26 protein-coding genes are annotated in these 20,491 nt (G+C 62.2%); 16 read left to right on the top strand and 10 right to left on the bottom strand.

Going from position 1 to position 20,491, the window contains the following annotated elements:
- Nucleotides 1-122: 122 nt before the first annotated feature.
- Together rplT and rpmI are read right to left on the bottom strand one after the other, a co-directional pair.
- A complete protein-coding gene (gene rplT, locus PQU94_RS10515) occupies nucleotides 123-482 on the bottom strand; it encodes a 50S ribosomal protein L20 (RefSeq protein WP_272741422.1) in 360 nt (119 codons plus the stop codon).
- Nucleotides 483-495: 13 nt separating this feature from the next.
- Complete coding sequence (gene rpmI, locus PQU94_RS10510; RefSeq protein ID WP_013479283.1) at nucleotides 496-693, bottom strand: 50S ribosomal protein L35; 198 nt, start codon at nucleotides 691-693, stop codon at nucleotides 496-498.
- A 160-nt stretch (nucleotides 694-853) separates the two neighbouring features.
- Between rpmI and PQU94_RS10505 the strand changes: the two genes are divergently transcribed.
- Nucleotides 854-1,330 (top strand): GFA family protein, encoded by a 477-nt coding sequence (locus PQU94_RS10505; protein ID WP_272741421.1) that lies wholly within the window; start codon nucleotides 854-856, stop codon nucleotides 1,328-1,330.
- Here the strand turns inward: PQU94_RS10505 and PQU94_RS10500 are convergent.
- Nucleotides 1,321-1,920, bottom strand: a complete 600-nt coding sequence (locus PQU94_RS10500) for a glycoside hydrolase family 19 protein (RefSeq protein WP_272741420.1) — start codon at nucleotides 1,918-1,920, stop codon at nucleotides 1,321-1,323. The two genes, PQU94_RS10505 and PQU94_RS10500, sit on opposite strands and share 10 nt — an antisense overlap.
- A 167-nt stretch (nucleotides 1,921-2,087) precedes the next feature.
- Between PQU94_RS10500 and PQU94_RS10495 the strand changes: the two genes are divergently transcribed.
- The 3 genes from PQU94_RS10495 to PQU94_RS10485 are packed head-to-tail and all read left to right on the top strand — an operon-like array spanning nucleotide 2,088 to nucleotide 5,546.
- On the top strand, nucleotides 2,088-3,242 hold the full coding sequence (locus PQU94_RS10495; RefSeq protein WP_272741419.1) for an FtsW/RodA/SpoVE family cell cycle protein: 1,155 nt from the start codon (nucleotides 2,088-2,090) through the stop codon (nucleotides 3,240-3,242).
- A 48-nt stretch (nucleotides 3,243-3,290) separates the two neighbouring features.
- Complete coding sequence (murG, locus tag PQU94_RS10490) at nucleotides 3,291-4,427, top strand: undecaprenyldiphospho-muramoylpentapeptide beta-N-acetylglucosaminyltransferase (RefSeq protein ID WP_272741418.1); 1,137 nt, start codon at nucleotides 3,291-3,293, stop codon at nucleotides 4,425-4,427.
- A 60-nt stretch (nucleotides 4,428-4,487) separates the two neighbouring features.
- A complete protein-coding gene (locus PQU94_RS10485; protein ID WP_272741417.1) occupies nucleotides 4,488-5,546 on the top strand; it encodes an AI-2E family transporter in 1,059 nt (352 codons plus the stop codon).
- Here the strand turns inward: PQU94_RS10485 and PQU94_RS10480 are convergent.
- A complete protein-coding gene (locus tag PQU94_RS10480; protein WP_272741416.1) occupies nucleotides 5,543-5,833 on the bottom strand; it encodes a type II toxin-antitoxin system RelE/ParE family toxin in 291 nt (96 codons plus the stop codon). The genes PQU94_RS10485 and PQU94_RS10480 overlap by 4 nt on opposite strands.
- Nucleotides 5,826-6,089, bottom strand: a complete 264-nt coding sequence (locus PQU94_RS10475; protein WP_272741415.1) for a type II toxin-antitoxin system ParD family antitoxin — start codon at nucleotides 6,087-6,089, stop codon at nucleotides 5,826-5,828. Before PQU94_RS10475 ends, PQU94_RS10480 begins: the two co-directional genes overlap by 8 nt.
- 244 nt (nucleotides 6,090-6,333) lie before the next feature.
- Here PQU94_RS10475 and murC point away from each other — a divergent pair, with 244 nt between their 5' ends.
- The 7 genes from murC (at nucleotide 6,334) to PQU94_RS10440 (ending at nucleotide 11,961) form a co-directional block, all read left to right on the top strand.
- Nucleotides 6,334-7,761 (top strand): UDP-N-acetylmuramate--L-alanine ligase, encoded by a 1,428-nt coding sequence (gene murC, locus PQU94_RS10470; RefSeq protein ID WP_272741414.1) that lies wholly within the window; start codon nucleotides 6,334-6,336, stop codon nucleotides 7,759-7,761.
- 6 nt (nucleotides 7,762-7,767) lie between these two features.
- Nucleotides 7,768-8,178, top strand: a complete 411-nt coding sequence (locus tag PQU94_RS10465; protein ID WP_272741413.1) for a DMP19 family protein — start codon at nucleotides 7,768-7,770, stop codon at nucleotides 8,176-8,178.
- 26 nt (nucleotides 8,179-8,204) lie between these two features.
- On the top strand, nucleotides 8,205-9,131 hold the full coding sequence (gene murB / locus PQU94_RS10460) for a UDP-N-acetylmuramate dehydrogenase (protein WP_272741412.1): 927 nt from the start codon (nucleotides 8,205-8,207) through the stop codon (nucleotides 9,129-9,131).
- A 34-nt stretch (nucleotides 9,132-9,165) separates the two neighbouring features.
- Complete coding sequence (locus tag PQU94_RS10455) at nucleotides 9,166-10,035, top strand: NAD(P)-dependent oxidoreductase (protein ID WP_272741411.1); 870 nt, start codon at nucleotides 9,166-9,168, stop codon at nucleotides 10,033-10,035.
- 91 nt (nucleotides 10,036-10,126) lie between these two features.
- Nucleotides 10,127-10,549: a hypothetical protein gene (locus PQU94_RS10450; protein WP_272741410.1), complete on the top strand. Its 423-nt coding sequence runs from the start codon at nucleotides 10,127-10,129 to the stop codon at nucleotides 10,547-10,549.
- A 75-nt stretch (nucleotides 10,550-10,624) separates the two neighbouring features.
- Entirely contained in the window at nucleotides 10,625-11,440 is an 816-nt protein-coding gene (folP, locus tag PQU94_RS10445) for a dihydropteroate synthase (RefSeq protein WP_272741409.1), read from the top strand.
- A gap of 227 nt (nucleotides 11,441-11,667) precedes the next feature.
- Nucleotides 11,668-11,961 carry a hypothetical protein gene (locus tag PQU94_RS10440; RefSeq protein ID WP_272741408.1) on the top strand — a complete coding sequence of 98 codons (294 nt, stop codon included), beginning with the start codon at nucleotides 11,668-11,670 and terminating at the stop codon, nucleotides 11,959-11,961.
- Here PQU94_RS10440 and PQU94_RS10435 read toward each other — a convergent pair whose 3' ends face one another.
- Nucleotides 11,962-12,324 carry a hypothetical protein gene (locus PQU94_RS10435; protein ID WP_272741407.1) on the bottom strand — a complete coding sequence of 121 codons (363 nt, stop codon included), beginning with the start codon at nucleotides 12,322-12,324 and terminating at the stop codon, nucleotides 11,962-11,964.
- A gap of 2 nt (nucleotides 12,325-12,326) precedes the next feature.
- Nucleotides 12,327-12,566, bottom strand: a complete 240-nt coding sequence (locus PQU94_RS10430) for a DUF1653 domain-containing protein (RefSeq protein ID WP_272741406.1) — start codon at nucleotides 12,564-12,566, stop codon at nucleotides 12,327-12,329.
- Between the two features lie 91 nt (nucleotides 12,567-12,657).
- Here PQU94_RS10430 and thiD point away from each other — a divergent pair, with 91 nt between their 5' ends.
- Nucleotides 12,658-13,437, top strand: a complete 780-nt coding sequence (thiD, locus tag PQU94_RS10425; RefSeq protein ID WP_272741405.1) for a bifunctional hydroxymethylpyrimidine kinase/phosphomethylpyrimidine kinase — start codon at nucleotides 12,658-12,660, stop codon at nucleotides 13,435-13,437.
- 125 nt (nucleotides 13,438-13,562) lie between these two features.
- Here thiD and PQU94_RS10420 read toward each other — a convergent pair whose 3' ends face one another.
- Nucleotides 13,563-13,973 carry a hypothetical protein gene (locus tag PQU94_RS10420; protein ID WP_272741404.1) on the bottom strand — a complete coding sequence of 137 codons (411 nt, stop codon included), beginning with the start codon at nucleotides 13,971-13,973 and terminating at the stop codon, nucleotides 13,563-13,565.
- Between the two features lie 228 nt (nucleotides 13,974-14,201).
- Between PQU94_RS10420 and PQU94_RS10415 the strand changes: the two genes are divergently transcribed.
- Entirely contained in the window at nucleotides 14,202-15,380 is a 1,179-nt protein-coding gene (locus PQU94_RS10415) for a phosphoserine transaminase (RefSeq protein WP_272741403.1), read from the top strand.
- Between the two features lie 4 nt (nucleotides 15,381-15,384).
- Here the strand turns inward: PQU94_RS10415 and PQU94_RS10410 are convergent, their stop codons facing one another.
- On the bottom strand, nucleotides 15,385-15,657 hold the full coding sequence (locus PQU94_RS10410) for a hypothetical protein (protein ID WP_272741402.1): 273 nt from the start codon (nucleotides 15,655-15,657) through the stop codon (nucleotides 15,385-15,387).
- 303 nt (nucleotides 15,658-15,960) lie between these two features.
- Here PQU94_RS10410 and PQU94_RS10405 point away from each other — a divergent pair, with 303 nt between their 5' ends.
- The 3 genes from PQU94_RS10405 to PQU94_RS10395 all read left to right on the top strand — a co-directional run bounded on the left by PQU94_RS10405 (nucleotide 15,961) and on the right by PQU94_RS10395 (nucleotide 19,486).
- Entirely contained in the window at nucleotides 15,961-17,250 is a 1,290-nt protein-coding gene (locus tag PQU94_RS10405) for an adenylosuccinate synthase (protein ID WP_272741401.1), read from the top strand.
- A gap of 354 nt (nucleotides 17,251-17,604) precedes the next feature.
- Complete coding sequence (locus PQU94_RS10400) at nucleotides 17,605-18,405, top strand: response regulator (protein ID WP_272741400.1); 801 nt, start codon at nucleotides 17,605-17,607, stop codon at nucleotides 18,403-18,405.
- Nucleotides 18,406-18,571: 166 nt separating this feature from the next.
- Nucleotides 18,572-19,486 (top strand): aspartyl protease family protein, encoded by a 915-nt coding sequence (locus tag PQU94_RS10395; RefSeq protein ID WP_272741399.1) that lies wholly within the window; start codon nucleotides 18,572-18,574, stop codon nucleotides 19,484-19,486.
- Nucleotides 19,487-19,529: 43 nt separating this feature from the next.
- Here PQU94_RS10395 and PQU94_RS10390 read toward each other — a convergent pair whose 3' ends face one another.
- Nucleotides 19,530-20,408: an MBL fold metallo-hydrolase gene (locus PQU94_RS10390; RefSeq protein ID WP_272741398.1), complete on the bottom strand. Its 879-nt coding sequence runs from the start codon at nucleotides 20,406-20,408 to the stop codon at nucleotides 19,530-19,532.
- Nucleotides 20,409-20,491 lie beyond the last annotated feature (83 nt).

Here is a 20,491-nt window from a genome sequence, read left to right as displayed (position 1 = left end):
CGAAAAACCCCGCGCCGTTGCTGGTGCGGGGTTTCCTTGTGTTCGGGTGTCTCTTTCAGAGACGGTCGCGCATCTGTGTCCGAAAACCGGTGACCACTTTCGGGATGCGCTCGCCAGAGAGATTACGCCGCCAGAGCAGCGCGGACCTTCTCGGCCACGGCGGTGAAGGCCGGGGCGTCGTTGGCGGCCAGAGCGGCCAGAGCCTTACGGTCCAGCTCGATCCCGGCCAGGTTCAGACCGTGGATGAACTGCGAGTAGGTGAAGCCTTCGACGCGGGCAGCCGCGTTGATGCGCTGGATCCACAGGGCGCGGAAGTTACGCTTGTTGACGCGACGGTCGCGGTAAGCGTATTGGCCGGCCTTATCGACAGCGGCCTTAGCAGTGCGGATGGTATTCTTGCGGCGGCCGTAGAAACCCTTGGCCTGCTTCAGAACTTTTTTGTGACGGGCGTGAGAAACAACGCCTCTTTTAACACGTGCCATGGTTCACGTCTCCTTAGGCGTAGGGCATGTAGGATTTGATCTTCGCGGTATCGGCGTCCGACATCACCTGCGTGCCGCGGTTCTGACGGATGTACTTGCCGTTGTGCGAGATCAGACGGTGGCGCTTGCCGGCGACGCCAGCCTTCACCTTGCCCGACGCAGTGAAGCGGAAACGCTTCTTGGCGCCCGATTTGGTCTTTAGTTTTGACATTTCATTTGCGGCGCGGGTAACGCCGTCCTCTTTATAGAGTTAGCACCCGCCAAGGCATGTCAGGGGCCCGGCAGGTCAGGAAGCGCGGGTCATTACAGGAAAAAGTCTGGTGTGACAAGCGCAGAATCCCTAAAAGCAAAAGCCTGATCAAGAGGGTGTCATGCAAACCGTCAATGTCCCGCCGTTTCCCTTGTCCGGCGGCTGCCAGTGCGGCCGGATTCGCTATCGCCTCAAGGCCATGCCTGTCGTCTTCTATCTGTGTCACTGCACCCATTGCCAGAAGCAGTCCTCTTCGGCCTATGGCGAGTCGATCCGGGTGCGCGCCGCTGATATCGAGATAGAGGGCCAGCCGAAGGGCTTTCACGTGCAGGCTGAAAGCGGCGCGCAAAAGGTCTGCGAATTCTGTCCGGACTGCGGGACGCGGCTGTTTCACGGACGCCGCCCTGAGGCCGAAACCTTCAATATCAAGGGCGGTACGCTGGACGATGCGGCGTGGCTGCGTCCGGCCGGGCACATCTGGACGCGCTCCAGACAGGCCTTTGTGACGATCGGCGCGGATGAACTGAGTTTCGACAAGGGGCCCGCTACCTATCAGCCCCTGATCGAACGCTGGCGGCAGATGACGGGTCAGACCTGAGACAGGGCCGCGTAAAACGCCTTTGCATACCCCGCCACGGTCTCCGCGCTTTCGCGGCCATTGATAATGGCGCGCGCCCCGGTCCAGTCGCTGCGGCGGGGATTGAAATAGTCGCTGAGCCTTTTGCCCGTAAACAGACCGTCAATCATGCCGGTGAAGAGAATGTTCAGCGCCACCTCCGGGTCCAGCGCCCGGTCGGGATCGCTGATCAGGTCTTCGCCGATGGCCTGACCGAGGCGGGCATAGTTGGTGCGGTGGGTGATTTGCACTAGACCGCGCCCCAGCCACGACTTGCCGGCCTTGTCCCGCCGCCAGTAGGGCGCCTTCACCCACGGCAGACGTCCGGCGGCAAAGACGCGCTCCAGTATGAGGATGGCCGCCGCATCGGACGCGGCACCGGTTTCGCGCAGGGGCCGGCAGGTCCCGCCGGTCTCATGAAACGCTGTGGCCAGCATATAGGCCAGCCAGCGCGGGTCGGCGTCGGCGTGATCGCGGTTCCAGCGGTCGATCATAGCCAGGTGCCCGGTGGTACGGGCCAGTTTCGATTGCAAAAGGGCGGGCAGGGCGGTGGGGGCAAACCTAAGGGGCATGGGGTGCTCCGGCGGAAAACCCTATTGTCCGTCCGTTGCGTACAGGGAGGATAAATGCGGCCTTTCGGGAAATCTTAACCCCGTATTAACCGCGTTTCCCGACTCTGCGGCTCATCTGTCCCGCGGGCTTGCGGGGCCTGTTTTCCCTTGCAGAACCGTACCCGCCCATGAATTCCGGCTTCGCACATCCGTTTACGCGCACCGACCGCTCGCCCTTGGCCATGTGGTGGTGGACGGTGGACAAACTGACGCTCGGCTTTGTGCTGCTGCTGATCTTCGCCGGGCTCGTCTTCTCTTTCTCGTCGTCGCCCGTGGCTGCGCCCAAGGTCGGCATTGCCAACGAGTTTTATTTCACCCAGCGCCATGTGCTGTTTGCCTTCGCCTCGGTGGCGATGATGCTCGGCATTTCGATGTTTTCGCTGAAAGGGGTGAAGCGGGCCAGCGTCGCCATCTATGGCGGGGCCATCTTCGTCATGGCCATGCTGCCGCTGATCGGCCACACCTCAAAGGGCGGACGGCGCTGGCTTGACCTCGGTTTTTTCAGTCTTCAGCCGTCGGAATTCCTCAAGCCCGCCCTGATCGTGCTGGTGTCGTGGATGTTCGCCGAAGGCCAGAAGGGCAAGGGCGTGCCGGGCGTCACCATCGCCTTTTGCCTCTATGCCCTGTGTATCGCGCTTCTGCTGATCCAGCCTGATGTGGGGCAGTCCATACTGATCACCGTGGCCTTCGGGGCCTGTTTCTATATTTCGGGCGTGCCGATGCGCTGGATCGTCGGTTTGTCAGCGGCGGGGGTGACCGGATTTGCCAGCCTCTACTTCATCCTGCCGCACTTTCGTGACCGTATTAAAGAGTTTATCGACCCGGACGGTGACCGCTTTCAGGTCGAACGCGCCGCGGCGGCCATCGCCAATGGCGGCCTGACCGGTACGGGCGTCGGCGAAGGCACCATGAAGCGCCTGATCCCCGACATGCATACCGACTTTATCTATTCCGTCGCAGCGGAAGAATACGGCCTGTGGATGTCGCTGCTGCTGATCGCCATCTTCGCCTTTGTGGTGCTGCGCGGCCTGTGGAAGGCCATGGCCATGCCCGACGCCTTTCGTCAAATCTCCACATCGGGCCTGTATATCCTGTTGGGGATGCAGGTGCTGATCAATATCAGCGTCAATCTTCAGGTCATTCCGCCCAAGGGCATGACCCTGCCGTTCATCTCCTATGGCGGGTCGTCGCTGATGGCTATGGGGCTGACCATGGGGCTGATTCTGGCCCTGACGCGCAAACGCCCGGCGGAAATCGAACCGGACGATCATACGCAGTGGTAACCAAGACCCTTGTCCCGTTTACGGGCGGGATTAAAAGAGCAAATATCTATGGCCCGTAAGAAAAAGCCCAAACCCCTGTCCGAAACGCCGCTGGCCGTGGTGGCTGCCGGGGGGACGGGCGGGCACATGTTCCCGGCCGAGGCGCTGGCGCGTGAGCTGATTGCGCGCGGCTGGCAGGTGGTGCTGGCCTCTGATGCGCGCGGGGCGGCCTATGCAGAGAAGTTCCCGGCGATAGAGCGCCTGTCGCTGGAAGCCGCGACCTTCAAGCGCGGCGATGTCATCGGCATGGCCAAGGCGGCGCTGAAAATCTTTTCCGGTACGCAGCAGGCGCGCAAGGCGTTCAAGCGCCTCAAGCCCTGGGCGGTGATCGGCTTTGGCGGCTATCCCTCCTATCCGGCCCTGATGGCGGCCTTGTCGCGCAAGGACGTGACCCTGCTGCACGAACAGAATTCGGTGCTGGGGCGTTCCAATCGCCAACTGTGCGCCAGGGTCGATGCGGTGGCCTGCGCCTTTCCGGTGCTGAAAATGGCCCCGGCTGTGCTCGAAGGGCAGGTGCAGGTGGTCGGCAATCCGGTGCGCCCGGACATACGCGCGCTTTATGAGCAGCCCTATCCGTCTATCGACAAGGAGATCCGCCTTCTGATCACCGGCGGGTCGCAGGGCGCGAAAATTCTGTCGGAAACCGTGCCGCAGGCGCTGGCGCTCTTGCCGGTGTCGCTGCGCATCCATCTGCGGGTCGAACAGCAGACCCGTGCCGAGCAGATGGACTTTGCGCGCCAGACCTATGCCGAGGCCGATATCGAGGCTGAGGTGGCGCCCTTCTTTGACAATATGGCTGAGCGGCTGGGCCGCGCCCATATCGTCATCGGCCGGTCGGGCGCTTCGACCTGCTGCGAACTGGCTGTGGCGGGCAAGCCATCCCTCCTGATCCCGCTGAAAATCGCCGCCGACGATCACCAGACCCACAACGCCGACGTGCTACAGGCGGCCGGGGCCGCCGTGGTCCTGCGCGAAGACGATGTGACGGTCGAAAGCCTGAGCGAGGCCATCCGCGCCCTGATCGAAGAAGGGGCAGTGGGCCTTGAAAAACGTGCCGCCGCCGCCAAATCGGTGGCGCGGCCCGACGCGGCGCAGCAACTGGCCGATCTGGTCGAGCGCACGGTGAAGCGCAAACGGTCGGAATAATTGTTTCCTTATCTGCGAAGCCGCTAGATCAGGATGGTTTTGAGTGTGAGGGGGCGTCCCATGTTTTTTGCGCGTAACCGTCTCGATGCGGGCTTTGTCCAGAAGACGCTGTTTCTGCTGATGGTGGTGGGCTTGAGCCTTCTGGCGCTCAAGCTGATTGGCATCTGGCTTCTGGTGTTCGGTGCGGTGGTGGTGGCGACCGTTTTGCGCGCCACGGCGGAGCCTTTGGTCAAGTATCTGAAGCTCAAGGACAGCTGGGCGGTGCTGCTGGCGCTTCTGTTCCTCGTGTCGTTTCTGGCGGCGTCGGGCTGGCTGTTCGGCAGCGAGATCGTCCGTCAGACCAACAACCTGTCGCGGGAAATACCCGAAGCCTGGGCGCAGCTTCAGGTGCGCCTGCGCGCCTCCGATGTCGGAGCCACGCTGCTGGATCAGATCAACGGCTTAAGTCAGCAGGCGTCCGGCGTCCTGTCTCTGGTGCCCAAGATCGCGGGGGAAATCGCCTCATCGGTCGCCAACCTGCTCGTGGTGGTCGTGGCGGGCATCTTCATGGCCATGCAGCCGCGCAGCTACCGCGATGGGGTGGTGCGCCTGTTCCCCCGGTCGCAAAAGGACCGCGTGCGGGACGGTCTCAATCTGAGCGGCAAGGCGCTGCGTCTGTGGCTTTTGGGACAGTTGTTTTCGATGGTGCTGGTCGGGTCACTGACGGCCATCGGGCTCAGCATTGCGGGCGTGCCTTCGGCGGGGGCGCTGGGGCTGATGTCCGGTTTGGCGCAGTTTGTGCCGATCGTCGGGCCGGTGGTCTCGGCGGGGCCGGGCCTGCTGCTGGCCGCCTCAGAGAATATGACGACCTTTGTGGCGGCGCTCGTCATCTATGTCGGCGTGTCGCAGCTTGAGTCGAACATCATCACGCCGATGGTGCAAAAGCACGTCGCGGCCGTGCCGACCGTCATTACGCTGTTTGCTGTTCTGGGGTTCGGCTCGCTCTTAGGGCCGCTGGGGGTGCTGTTTGCGACGCCGCTGACCGTCGTGGCCCACACGCTGGTGATGAAGTTCTATGTCGGCGAAGTGCTGGGCGATCACGGGGCCGAGGCCGAGGTGTCGGGCGAGGCGGAAACCTAAAGATGACGCAGCGGGTCCTGCGAGTAGTGCAGGATGCGCAGGATATAGATGATATCTCCGGCCTGCCGGTAATAGATCATGTGCGACCCTTCGCGGAAGCAGCGCACGCTCTGACGAATGTCTTCGCAGGTCCGCCCCATGGCTGGATACTGACCCAGAAGGTGTAAGGCCTCGATAAAGGCATTCTGATAATCGTAAGCCACCTGAGCGCCAAAAACGTCCATCGTGTAGTCCGCGATGTCCATCAGGTCGCGTCGGGCCTCGACGCTGAGGCGGTAATCAGCCATGTTTTCTGAGCTCCAGCCGTTTCAGGTAACGCTTTTCCGCTTCCGCCCAGATATCTTCGACGCGGTCTTCGACAAAGCCGCTCGCTTCGGCCTTGTCCAGCATATCGCGCAGGCGGTCTTCGGCGGCTTGTTTTTCCTCATCGCGGCGCACCAGATCGCGGAAATATTCGCTGACATTGTTATAGTCGCCCTGTTCGACGCGGCGCTGAACGGTTTGCGCCATACGGTCGGTCATGGAGATGGAGAATTTGGCCATGGGATGCTCCTGTGTTTCCTCCAAAATAGCATCAAATCCGATCTGTTCCTATCTGATCCGACGGAATTAGGGCTTAAAAATCCTCCGTGACACCTGTGTCGCCGTGTTTTAGAGCGTATTTCGTCGAAATAACGCTCTAACGTTTTGGTTGGTCGCGCATTTGAGTCCGAAAACCGTTGCACACTTTTCGGAATGCGCTCTAAAGCAGAACACCTTTCATCTTACCCCACGAGTCCATGCCTCCATGATTGCCCCTGCCAAGCTCCGTCCCACGCCCTTCGATCTCGGTCCCGTGCACTTTGTCGGCATCGGCGGCATCGGCATGAGCGGCATCGCCGAGATCATGATAAAGATCGGCTACAAGGTGCAGGGCTCGGACGCCAAGGCCTCGGCCAATACCGAGCGTCTGCAAAAGCTGGGGGCCAAAATCTTTATCGGCCACGAAGCGGCGCATGTCAGCGACGACGTGTCGGCGCTGGTTTATTCGACGGCGGTTAAACACGACAATCCCGAAATGGTCGCCGCACGGTCGCGCCGCATACCGCTGGTGCGGCGCGCCGAAATGCTGGCCGAGCTGATGCGCCTGCAGTTTTCCATCGCGGTTGGCGGCACGCACGGCAAGACGACGACGACCTCGATGGTGGCGGCGCTGCTCGACGCCGGCGGGTTGGACCCCACCGTGGTCAATGGCGGCATTATCAACGCCTATGGCACCAATGCCAAGGTCGGCGACGGCGACTGGATCGTGGTTGAGGCCGATGAGTCCGACGGCTCCTTCCTCCGCCTGAAATCGACCCTCGCCATCGTCACCAATATCGACGCCGAACACCTCGACCACTGGGGCGATTTCGAAGCTGTGAAGAAGGGGTTTGTCGATTTCGTCGAAAACATCCCCTTCTATGGCTTTGCCGCCGTTTGCGTCGATCACCCGGAAGTACTGGCCCTGACCGCCAAGGTCGAAAACCGCCGCCTGATCCCCTATGGCGTCTCGCCGCAGGCCGAGGTGCGCTGCACCAATATCGACTTCGGCCCGGAAGGCGCGACCTTCGACGTGGTCTTTTCGCCGGTGGGTGTTGAGCCCTTCACTTGGGCGGGTCTGAAACTGCCCATGACCGGCAACCACAATGTGTCGAACGCCACGGCGGCCATCGCCATCGCCCGCGAACTGGGCGTCTCTGAGGCCGATGTGCGCAAGGGGCTGGGTGCCTTTGGCGGCGTCAAGCGCCGCTTCACCACCACCGGTATCGTTAACGGCGTGCGCATCATCGACGATTACGGCCACCACCCGGTCGAAATCGCCGCCGTGCTCAAGGCCGCGCGTCAGGTGACACAAGGCAAGGTCATCGCCGTGGTGCAGCCGCACCGTTACACCCGCCTGCGTGACCTGATGACGGAGTTTTCGACCTGCTTCCACGATGCGGATAAGGTGATCGTCGCCGATGTCTATTCGGCGGGGGAAGCGCCGATCGAGGGCGTCAGCAAGGACGCGCTGGTCGAAGCCCTGCACCGTCACGGCCACCGCAATGCCGTAGGCCTCGACGGCCCGGCGGCGCTGGCCGGCCTTGTGGCCGCTGAGGCGAAGGCCGGGGATCTGGTCGTCTGCTTGGGGGCGGGCGATATCACGCAGTGGGCCTATGCGCTTCCGGCGCAGTTGGAAGGGCTGACGGGGTAAAGACGCATGATAGAACCTTACTGGGAAAATGTAAGCATTTACGACGGCTATGATGTTTTCCGGAAGGCTTTCGATACTCTTCCTGAAAGTTCTCAGCATTTATTCGCCGCACATTGGGCTCAAAGTGAAATATATAATGGTGGGTTTGATCAGTTTTTCGACAATTCCACCGGGGTATTGGCATTAGAAGCGATTGAGGGCTTCAAAGCTTTAGGGATGCCAAAAATCGCAGCCTTGCTGAAGCATTCGGTTGATAGGCTCGGTGAAACCTACCCTCATGACCGGGAAGAGCGTCAGGAGAAGCTTGAGTCGTTGAGCGAAGGTTTTGAAGATGGGTTGTTTTTCGACCTGATAGATACAGAAGCGGGTGGATTTAAAATTGCTGCGGACCTCTACGCAAGTAAAGTCCTCAATTAACGACAATCTATTCGAAAGGCCCTAACTTGACGTCTTCTTCCACTATCTGGACCGACACTCTACCCGCCGTGCGCGGCAAGATCGTAAAGCAGGCCGAACTGGCCCCGTTTACGTGGTTCCGCGTTGGCGGCCCGGCGGATGTGCTGTACATCCCGGCTGATCCGGAAGACCTGAGCGATTTCCTGCGTCAGTTGGACCCGTCTGTGCCTGTCACCTATATCGGCGTGGGGTCCAATCTGATTGTGCGCGACGGCGGAATCGAAGGCGTCGTCATCCGCCTAGCCGGTAAGGCCTTCTCTGACATTCAGATAGACATAGAAAACAATCTGATCATTGCGGGGCCGGGCGCGCTCGACAGCGCTGTGGCGCGGGCCGCGGCCAAGGCCGGTCTGGCAGGTCTGGAGTTTTATGCGGGGATTCCCGGTACCATTGGCGGCGCTCTGACGATGAATGCGGGGTGTTATGGCGGCGAAACCAAGGATGTACTGGTTTCGGCCTGGGGCTATGACCGCACGGGTGAGATACGAACCTTCACTAACGAAGACTTTGGCTTCAGCTATCGCCACTCGGACATCAGTCCGGATATTGTCTGGATACAGGCGGTGTTTCAGGGCACGCCTGACGATCCGGCGGCCATCGCCGAACGCATGGACGCCATCACCGCGCGCCGCGAAACCTCCCAACCGATCCGCGAAAAGACCGGCGGTTCGACCTTTAAAAATCCGGAAGGCCATTCGGCGTGGAAGCTGGTCGATGAAGCGGGCTGGCGCGGCAAGCGCTTTGGCGGCGCCAAGTTCTCTGAGTTGCATGCCAACTTCATGATCAATGCCGACAATGCCACGGCGGCCGACCTCGAAGGCTTAGGCGATACGGTGCGCGCCGAGGTCAAGCAAAAGTTCGGCATCGACCTGCACTGGGAAATCAAGCGCATCGGCAGACCGGCGCAGGGTTAGGTCCGTCAATTCGGCGCATACAGAGGAGGCCGCCATGAAGATCGGTTTTATCGGTTTGGGCAATATGGGGGCGGCCATTGCGCCCAATCTGGTCAAGGCCGGGCATGAGGTCGCGGTGTGGAACCGTTCGCCGGAAAAGGCCGATTCGCTCGTTGCCATAGGTGCCCGGCGAGCCGCCACGCCTTACGAGGCCGGTCAGGCCGAGGCGGTCTTCACCATGCTGGCCGATGATGCCGCTGTCGAAAGCGTTTTGGAGTCTCTTCTGTCGGGCCTGCCGGCTGGCGGCCTCCACATTTCGCTCAGCACCATCAGCGTCGCGCTCGCCGACAGGCTGAGCGAAGCCCATGCGGCAAGAGGCCAGCATTTCGTCTCCGCCCCGGTGTTTGGTCGCCCACCGGTGGCCGCCGAAGGCAAGCTGTTTATCGCCGCTGCGGGCAGCGAAGCGGCCCTGGCTAGGGCCCTGCCATTGCTGGAGATCATCGGTCAGACCGTGCGGGTCTTTGGCGACACGCCGTCTGCGGCCAATCTGGTCAAGCTGACGGGTAACTTCCTGATCGTCAACGTGACGGAAGCGCTGGGCGAAGCCATGGCGCTGGTGGCCAAGGGCGGCGTCGATAAGGCCGACCTGCTTGAGTTTCTGACCTCGACCCTGTTCAGTGCGCCGATCTACAGAAACTATGGTGCCCTGATCGTGGCGGAAAGGTTTGAGCCCGCCGGTTTTGCGGCGGGGCTGGCGGCCAAGGATATGCGGCTCGCGGCGGAGGCGGCGCAGGCTCTGGAAGTGCCGATGCCGCTGAATGCATTATTGCGCGAGCGCCTGAGCCGTCTGGTCGAAGGCGGCGAAGGTCATCTCGATCTGACGGCCTTGTCCTTGCTCGCGATGCGGGACGCTCACCTGAAATAAGCGCTTGCCAGCCAGCTCATAAAAGTGTCGCGTTCTCGTGAAAGTTTGTGCGTTTAGTACCGCGTGTTCTCGCACTCATTAGGACGCTTCCATGAAAAAGCTCGTTATCGTCGCCGCCCTGTGCGGTCTGTTTGCCGCCCCGGCCTTTGCGCAGGCGGACAAGACCGAATGCCCCAGCGGCCATGTGGTCATCTACCGCGTCTCCAAGATCAAGCCGGGCGGCACCGTCGAAGGCTTCAGGCAAGCCGTCGCCGATAACCTCGCCTGGTACCGCAGCCACGGCCTGACCTCGAACATTCAGGTCGGCGGCACGGTGATGGTCATGGACCCCGCGACGCGCAAGGCCAGCCTGTCGCCGGATCAGGTGGTGACCCTGCATATCGACCCGCCGTCCTTCGGGTCAAAGGCCAATCCGCCGCGCGATGCCGCCTGGGATGCCTTTGTGGCCAAGTATAACGCCAACTCGGAAATGGTCAGCCAGACCTATATCTGTCTGGACACCCCGCTGCGTTAATCAGAGTCTGGCAGACCCCGGTTGCGGCGTGCGGCAAACCTTGTCACAAGGGGGCACACCGAACGAGGATGCGCTATGGGTCTGCCTGACCATACTGCCTACCCCCTGATCATGGGCGTTATCAATGCCACGCCGGACTCGTTTTCCGACGGCGGGGCCTATGATCCGGTGGCGCAGGGCCTGCGGCTGATCGCCGAAGGGGCGGATGTGCTCGATATCGGCGGTGAGTCCACCCGACCGGGTGCCGAACCCGTGTCCGCCGCTGAAGAGATCGCCCGTGTTGTGCCGGTCATTGACGCCCTGCGTGCCCGGTGGTCCGGCCCGCTCAGCATCGACACGCTGAAACCCGAAGTGGCGCGCGCCGCCTTTGCTGCCGGGGCGACCCTGTGGAACGACGTCACGGCGCTCAGCCGCAGTCCCGACAGTCTGGCGACTGCCGCCGCCTTGAAAGGTCAGGTCATCCTGATGCACATGCAGGGCGAGCCGCGCACCATGCAGGCGGCACCCCACTATGACGATGTGGTGGCGGAGGTCGAGGCGTATATGCTGAACCGTGCCGAGGCGGCGATTGCGGCGGGCGTGGCGCGCGAAAACATCTGGCTTGATCCCGGTATCGGCTTTGGCAAGACGCTGGATCACAATCTGAGCCTGATCCGCGCAACGCGGCGTCTGGCTTCGCATGGCTTTCCGTTGCTGATGGCCGCCTCGCGCAAGCGCTTTATCGCCGCGCTGGAAGACCGCGAAGGCGCGCCCCCGTCTGACGCCACGCAGCGTATCGGCGGCACGCTGGCCATCCATCTCTATGCGGTGCAAAACGGCGCGCGCATGGTGCGTGTGCACGATGTGGCCGAGATGCGTCAGGCCCTGCGTCTGTGGGCCGCGCTCGCCTGACAGGCGAAGTCCGGTTACGCCTGCAACGGTCCTATGTCTTTGAAATGTAACACTCAGCCGCTTTCGTACAAAAAAGGCGGCCAAAGCGGCGCGAAACGACTTTACAGCCCCGCCGGGTCCGGTGTTAACCTTTCGGCGTGCGCTGCGGGATAGGTGCGCAGGGGAAAACCGGTAGAATTATGATGAAGCGGGTACTGACGAAAAAACCTCAGTTCAGCAAGACCGTAATGCCTGATCGGCAAAAGCGTAATCTGAAGTTCAGCCATGCGCCGCAGGAGGTGGAGACGGGACCACACATCCTGACCGGACCGGTCGAGATGGAGGTGCCGGCCTATGAATGGGCGACGCCGGAAGACACCACGCCGCCCGCCGTGGTCGCGCAGCAAAGCCGCAGCCTGTTCCAATGGATCGTGGCCATCCTTCTGCCGATTCTGGGCCTGGGCGTGATCGCACTGGCCGTAGCGGCTCTGGCGCAGGCCGGGGGCTATGACGCCGACTTCATCGCCTCGCGTCTGAGATAGTCAGTTGACCTGCGCGTAAATATCGAAGGCGGCGCGGAAGTCCGGGTTACGCACCACCGTGCCGCAGGTCAGCGCATAGTCGCCCGGATCAATCAGCGTATAGGCTTCGGGCACCAGAGGCAGGAAAAACGCTTCGCCCTGACGCGCCCCGACCAGCGACAGCACCAGCCCTTCCTTGCGATTGGCGCGCACGACGCGCCCGGCGACCAGCTCAAAGCTCAGAAGTTCGTCATTCGTGCCGATCTGATTGAGGCGCACGACCAGCATCTTGCCCAGCAGAACGCGCACCAGCGGGTCCGAGGCCTCGGCAAAGGCTTCGGGGATCAGTTCGTTCCAGCGTGAGTCGTCGGTGTTTTCGTTCATGATCACAGCTTGCGAAATCGCGGCACGATCTCACCGTCACTATCGACCGATTCGCAGAACATGGCCAAAGGCCGCACCCACAGGCGGGCCGGATCGGCCTGCACGACGGGCGCATAGAGCACCAGCACCTCTTCGGTTTCGGAATGGGTCACGCTGCCGTACACCACGTAGTCCTTTCCCTTATAGTGGCGGTAAAGGCCGGTGGCGAGGGCGCTGGGGTAGTCGGTGATCGGGCGGGTCATGGAGTCATTTCCTGCGTGGGGCGCTTCCCTTAACCGTGCCGGGGGACTAAGGAAAGTTATTTCGGTCACGGGTCGATCTGAGGAGTTAGCCATGCGTCGCGTACTGATCATAGCCGGTTCTGACCCGTCGGGCGGGGCGGGGATTCAGGCCGATCTGAAGGCCGTGACCTGCCTCGGTGGCTATGCCATGACGGCGATCACCGCCCTGACCGTGCAGAATACGCTGGGCGTCACCGACGTCATGCCGGTGCCCGAAGCCCTGATCACGGCGCAGGCCGAAGCCTGCCTGAGCGATATCGGGGCCGATGCGGTGAAGACGGGGATGCTGGGGACGACGCCGGTGGTCGAAACCGTGGCGGCTCTTCTCGATAAGGCGGGGGTGTTTGCGGTGGTCGATCCGGTCATGGTGGCCAAAGGCGGGCACCCGCTGTTGCCGGAAGAGGCGATTGACGCCATCCGCACGCTGCTCATCCCGCGCGCAGGGCTTCTGACCCCCAATGCCCCGGAAGCGGCCGTGCTGACCGGTATCGAGGTGGTGGACGAAGCCTCTCAGCAGCGCGCCGGCGAAGCCCTGTTGAAGATGGGCGCCAAAGCCGTGCTGATGAAGGGCGGGCACATTGACGGTGCCGAAGTGGTCGATTGGCTGCTGTGGGAAGACGACGCGCGGCGCTACGTGTCCGAGCGTATCGAGACGCAGCATACGCATGGGACGGGCTGCACCTTGGCCAGCGCCTGCGCCGTGCTGGCGCGTCCGGAACGCTCTCTGGGCGACAGTGTGGAACTGGCGCGCGATTACGTGATGGGGGCGATTATCACCGCGCCGAATCTGGGTGGCGGGCATGGGCCGCTCAGGCACAACTGGGTGCTTTGAGCGGGTCAGATGCGTCCCCTTAGGGTATGGGGGGACAGAAGGGGACGCATCCTTAAGGGGGCAGTGTTCCCGGCTGCCCCCGACCTTCAGGCGGGGCGGTTAGATCCACCCGAACCTGAAGCCTGTTAGCGACGCCAGGCGGTGTCGCGGTCGTTGCGCTCCCAGTAGAGCTTCTGTTCGAAGCGATCGAGGCGGTAATTCAGATTGGCCATTTCCTGACGGTCGATGCCGCGGCCCGAACGTTCATACTGATAGGACAGGCGCTGGATGCCGCTCAGTTCGCCGCTGAGACGGCCGTATTCGCTGCGCGTCAGGCGGCCCGACCGGCGGCCCATGTCGAGGCGGTCTTCGAGGCGGTCGATGCGCGCATCGACGTGGTCGTCACGGCGATCGCGGATATCTTCGCGGCGATCATAGCGGTCGTAACGATCATAGCGATCGTAACGGTCGTACTGGCCGGCGGCGAAGGCCGGGGTCATGGCGGTCAGGCCGACAATAGCGACGGCCGCGGCAGCAAGGGTCTTGAGTTGGGTCATGTGGGTCTCTCCAAAGGTCTCTTGTGTCACGCCGATGTTCAGCGTTGAGACCTTTATAGGGCCCGCGACTCGAACCGGACCTGAACGGTGCGGTTCATTTTCGGTTCAGGATTTGCGCCTTCGATTTCCGCTTGCACTTGGCTGGATTTGGACGCACAAGCCGGGCGTCTGCGTATATCGCCCGGCGCGCCGACCGGAAAGACAATTACCGAAGAAGAAGGCCTGACCATGAGCGCCAAACCTGCCACCATTCCCGAACGTCCGTGGTTTTCGTCGGGTCCGACGGCCAAGCGTCCCGGCTGGACGCCCGAAGCCCTGTCGGGCGCGCCGGTAGGCCGTTCCAACCGCTCAAAAGTGACGGTGGGCCGCATCCGCCAGGCGCTCGACATGACGCGCGACATTCTGCGCATTCCTGCCGACTATCAGGTGTTCATGGTGCCGGGCTCCGACACCGGAGCGTTTGAGGCCGCCATGTGGAACCTTTTGGGGGCGCGCAAGGTGCAGCTTATGGCCTTTGAAAACTTCGGTCAGTTGTGGGCCGACGACGCCACCAAACACCTCAAACTCGATGCCGAAGTGCTGTCGGCGCCCTATGGCGAGTTGCCGGACCTGACCCGGATCGACCCGAAGGCCGATCTGGTCTTTCCTTGGAACGGCACGACCTCCGGTGTGCGGGTGCCCAACAGCGACTTCCTCAACGGTCATGCGGCTCCCGACAGCGGTCTGGTCCTGTGCGACGCCACCTCGGCGGCCTTCTGCATGGACCTGCCGTGGGAAAAGCTCGACGTCGCCACCTTCTCCTTCCAGAAGGCGTTGGGGGGCGAGGCGGGAATCGGCGTGCTGATCCTGTCGCCCAAGGCCGTGGAACGGCTCAACACGTTCGATGCGGGCCGCCCCATCCCCAAGGTGCTGCGCCTCAAAAAAGGCCATGCGGCGGATATGGCCATTCTGGGCGGCGACGCCATCAACACCTTCTCGTTTCTGGTCATCGAGGACTATCTCGATTGCTTGCGCTGGGCGCAGCGTGAAGGTGGGCTCGACGGCCTGATCCAGCGCTGCGACGAAGCGGCCGGTGCCCTGTTCGACTGGGTGGAAAAGACGCCGTGGATCGACTTCGTGGCGGTGGATCAGGCGACGCGCTCAACGACCTCGGTGTGCCTTAAATTCGTTGATCCGGCCATTCAGGCCCAGCCTGCCGAGGCGCAGGCCAAACTGGCGGCGCGCGTCGGCAGCCTGCTGGAGCTGGAAGGCGTGGCGTTTGATATCACCGGCTATCGTGCGGCCCCGCCGGGGCTGCGCGTCTGGTGCGGTTGCACGGTCGAGGCCGAGGATGTCGAAGCCCTGCTGCCGTGGCTGGAATGGGCCTATGCGGCGGCCGTGGCCGAACTGGGGCTGGTGGCCGCCTGACCGCTCAGGCTTCGGGCTTGCCGCTCTTGTCGGCCTTCGGGCCCAGATCGGTGACCGCCGTGCCGAAGACGAGCAGCATCATGCCGTAGATGATGTTGCTCGTATCCCCTGAAAACGCTTTTAGCGACAGACAGATACCGCCCAGCACCATGCCCGTCCGCAACACCCACAGGCCCTGCTTGCGGCGCGCCTGCGTGCGCCCGCTCGCGCCCCAGATCATCCCTCCCAAGCCCACCAGCACAAATAGCCCGGCCAGTATCGTCAGTAATGTCCACATGTCTGCACCCTCCTTGTGTCAAGGGAGCTTGACACGGAGCGGTGGGTTAGTCAAGCGTCCTTGACATATCGCCCGGTGTCGGCGGGGAGTCGCGAATAACCGGCGTTCGCCTCATTTTACGGGTTACGAAGCCGCCGGTTTAAGGCTATGGCCCTGCCATAGATTGTGTCAGTCGCGCATTTGCTTCCAAAAACCGCTTCACACTTTTTGGAATGCGCTCTATAGGCTGCAACCGCCTGAATTTTGAATGTAACGCACCCGGACGAAATCCTCTCCGGCGGCGTTTTGCTGCGGAGTAAGAACTTGGCCAATGTGACCGTTGTAGGCGCCCAGTGGGGCGACGAAGGCAAAGGCAAGCTGGTGGACTGGCTGTCCAATCGCGCCGATGTGGTGGTGCGCTTTCAGGGCGGTCACAACGCCGGTCACACGCTGGTGGTCGATGGCAAGGTGTATAAGCTGTCTCTGCTGCCGTCGGGCGTCGTGCAGGGCAAGCTGTCGGTCATCGGCAACGGCGTGGTCGTCGATCCGTGGGCTTTGTTCGATGAAATCGGCCGCGTCGAGGCGCAAGGGTTGAGCATCACGCCCGACCTGCTGGTGCTGGCCGACAATGCCTGCCTGATCCTGCCTATCCACCGTGAACTCGATACGGCGCGCGAAGCGGCGGCTGGCGCGGGTAAGATCGGTACCACGGGGCGCGGCATCGGCCCGGCCTATGAGGACAAGGTGGGGCGTCGCGCCATCCGCGTGGCGGACCTCGAAGACTTTGACGGCCTCGATGCCAAGATCGAGCGTCTGCTGGCCCACCACAACGCGCTGCGCAAGGGGCTTGGGCTGGCTGAGGTCGATACGGCGGCGCTGATCGCCGAACTGAAGGCCATTGCGCCGCGCCTGCTCGCCTTCGCCAAGCCCGTCTGGTACGTGCTGGACAAGGCGAAGTCGGAAGGCAAGCGCATCCTGTTTGAAGGGGCGCAGGGCGCGCTGCTCGATATCGACCACGGCACCTATCCGTTCGTCACCTCGTCCAATACGGTGGCCGGTCAGGCCGCTGCCGGTTCGGGCATGGGCCCGCGCAGCGTCGGCTATGTGCTGGGCATCCTCAAGGCCTATACGACTCGGGTTGGCTCGGGCCCGTTCCCGACCGAGTTGTTCGACGAGATCGGTGAGCGCATCTCGCGCGTTGGCCATGAGTTCGGCACGGTCACGGGCCGGGCGCGCCGCTGCGGCTGGCTGGACGCGGTGCTGGCGCGGCAATCCATCGCCATCAACGGTATCGACGGCGTGGCCCTGACCAAGCTCGACGTGCTGGATGGGATTGAGACGCTGAAAATCTGCGTCGGCTATAAGGTCGGCGACAAGGTGCTGGACTATCTGCCCGCCGGGTTCCGGGCCCAGGCGGGTATTGAGCCGGTTTATGAAGAACTGGAAGGCTGGTCGGAATCGACCCAGGGCGCGCGCTCGTGGAAGGACCTGCCGGGCAATGCCGTGAAATATGTCCGCCGCATCGAGGAACTGATCGGTGCGCCGGTGGCACTGCTTTCGACCAGTCCAGAGCGAGAGGACACCATTCTCATGCGTGATCCGTTTGCGGACTAACGGTCGAGTGGTGGCCTCCGGAAACTAAAAAACCAGCGAGAGGACACCATTCTCATGCGTGATCCATTTGCGGACTAACGGTCGAGTGGTGGCCTCCGGAAACTAAAAAACCAGCGAGAGGACACCATTCTCATGCGTGATCCGTTCGCGGACTGAGGGCGCAGAGACGATCAGACGGGGAAGGGCGACCTTCCCCGTTTCGCATTGTAAGGTGCGCCGACTATGCGTCAGACCGTCCGGTGACAGGTTACAGCAAAGCCGAACCTGTTGCGTGCAAACGTTTTTTGCCCTGCCGTAAATCCGGTATTTACTCCTCTGCGGTAAGGTGTCTCCCGAAAACGGAGAGACAAAAGCGTGTACGGTCAGAATCCAGCCACCGCACAAAAGCTGAGGGGAACGCTCAAGCAGGTCATGCTGGTGGAGGCGAATCCCAATTATGGCCGTATGCTTTCGGACATGCTGCGCATGTTGGGCGCCGAGCAGATCACCCTTTATCGCGACCACGAAGAAGCGCTCGATAAGGCGTCGGGGGTGATGTATTCGCTGATCGTTTGTTCGCATCAGTTACCGGAATGCGACGCACTCGCTTTCACCACGGGGCTGCGCCGTTCCAATGCCTCGTGCCGCAAATCGCCGGTGATTACCATCGCTCCTGAAATCACCATGAGCCTGCTCAACGATATTCGCGACTCGGGCGCCGATGAGTTCATGCGCAAGCCCTTCACCTGGGGCGACCTGCAAAAGCGCGTCGAACACGTGGCGCTCAAGGCGCGTCCGTGGATCGAAGCCGTGGGCTATGTCGGGCCGGACCGTCGCCGCTTCAACTCTGGCGACTATACCGGGCCGCGCAAGCGCGCCTCCGACAACAAGGATCAGAAGACCGCCCATATCGAACAGGCCGTCCGCATCCTGAAGGCGGCGTTCGAGCAGTATAATTCCGACCCGCTTCAGGCCCGCCGCGCCATGTACGCGCAGCTCGAAGTGCTGGTCCCGGCGTGCAAGACGATCGCCAGTCAGGACTTCTACAACAATGTGCGCATCATCCTGAACCAGTTGCGCGAAGAATGGCCGGACCTGAACGAGATCCGTCCGGCGGTCGCCAGTCTGGCGGCCTTTATGAAGATCGAAGACCGCCGGCCGTCCAACGCCGCCTGATCCGGCCGGATGGCTTTGGCGGGCAACGTGACCTGAAGCGGATTTCGTTCAGGTTGAATCGAAATTCCGCCCTGAACTTTATTTTGTCGTGCATTTCATTCCAAAAACCGTTGCACAGTTTTCGGAATGCGCTTTAGCCTCCCGTCAACGATAGAGGGGAAAGCGCATGATTACACGTCGCGATCTATGTCTGAGCGGCGCTGCGGCGGGGTTGGGACTGTTGGCCGGTACCGCCTCGGCGCAAGCGAAGGTCATTCGCGTGCCGCTCACCCTGTCGGATTCCAAAAAACCGATTGTCGAGGTCCGGCTGAACGGTCAGGGCCCTTATCGCTTTATTCTCGATACGGGAGCCAGTCACACGGTGATCCGTGCCAGCCTGGGCAAGGAGCTGGGTCTGGTCAGCACAGGGCAGGGCCGCAGCCACAGCCTCAAAGGCACCGAATTCATGACGCGCTACGCCGTGTCCGAGGTGATGATCGGTGGAGCGCTGCGCTTGCGTGACTGGCAGGTCTTTGGGTCATCAGGCTTTGAGGCGGCCGAACACGACGGGCTGTTGTCCGCCGATCTCCTGACGCGCCTGCCGTGTCAACTGGATCAGAGCGGCGGCGAAATCCGCTACTATCTGGGGGGAGACATGCCGCTGGAGGGCTTTGCGCCGCTCGACAGCTATTACAAGACCGATATTACAGGCAATGCCGACAAGGTACATATCCGCCTGCGCTTTGCCGGTCAGGCCCTCGACTGCCTTCTGGATACCGGGGCCAGCCGCCCCCTCTATATCCGGGGCGATTTTGTCCGCCAATATAAGCTGTGGGACGCCTATCCGGTGCTGAACGAGAGTGCCCTGACCGGGGTCAATGGGCAGCAGGTCAAGGTGCGCCACGTCGAGGTGAGGGAGGTGCAGATCGGCGGCATAGCGGTGCCCCGCATGGTGGTCGCCCTGGGTGATCCGCATGACCGGGCCGCTTTCGGGGCGGAAGGCGACCGCGCCGCGGGCATCGTCGGCGCGCCCTTCCTGAGCGGTTTCGTGCTCGCCTTTACGGCGGCGCGCACGCTTCAGGTGCGCAGCGTCGCGCGCTGAGGCGGGCCTTTGCCGCGCACGCAAAGACCCGGCGCTTAGCCGCCTATTTCAGGGGCACCCAGACGAAGCTGTCGCCCCCGTTCTTGTCTTTCGTGGCCGCCACATGGCCGATCCCCGGATAGGGGAAGTGCGGGGCGAAGATCAGGGTTTTGGACCTCGCCAGTTCGCTTAGCAGGGCGTGGCGGCTGTGTTTGGCTTCGACCTTGTCGGTATCGAACTGGATCGACCAGTCGGGTCGGGCCAGCGAGATGATCGAGCTGTGGGCCGCGTCACCTATGTCCAGCAGCCGCTCCTTGCCCGAGGTGATCTCAAAGCCGCTGTGGCCCGGCGTGTGGCCCTTGATGGCGACCGCCTTGACGTGGGCGGTGATGGCGGCACCGGGCGCGAAGGTTTCGACCTGCGGCGTGATGGCGGAAACGAGCGCGGCCTGATCGGTCTGCCCTTTCAGAAACGCCCAGTCAGCCTCAGCCATGCGGATTTTTGCCTTGGGGAAGGCGGGCTTGCCGTCCCTGACCAGACCGCCGATGTGATCGCCGTGCGGATGGGTGATCAGGACGTCGGTGATGTCCGCCGCCGCGTGGCCGCTCATGCGCAGACTGTCGCCCAGCACGCCGCCGACGCCGGTGTCGATCAGGATCAGGCGGGCGCCGTCCTTGACCAGCAGGGCATCGACACTGAGGGTGATGCTGTCGGTCGGGGCATTATTGGCCCTCAGCACCTCAGCCACGGCCTGCGGGCTGGCATCGAGGCCGAACACCTTGCCGTCATTGGGGATGACAAATTGCATGTCGCGCAGGCTATAGACCTGAATGTCGCCAATCTTATACGGCGTGGCGTCCGCCGCCGGCGGGGCAGCGGTCTGCGCCAGCGCGCTGCCAGCCAGAAGGGTGGAGGCGGTCAGGAAGGCAATCAGTCGTTTCATGTCTGGTCTCCGGCATAAGCCCAAAAAATACGGCGACCGCAGGTAAAACGGCCGCCGTGTTAAAATGAAATACGTCAGGGGCG

This window comes from Asticcacaulis currens, from assembly GCF_028550395.1.
Taxonomy (GTDB): Bacteria; Pseudomonadota; Alphaproteobacteria; order Caulobacterales; family Caulobacteraceae; genus Asticcacaulis; species Asticcacaulis currens.
The sequence above is the reverse complement of the archived record's forward strand: the minus strand, read 5'-3'. Positions and strand labels throughout refer to the sequence as shown.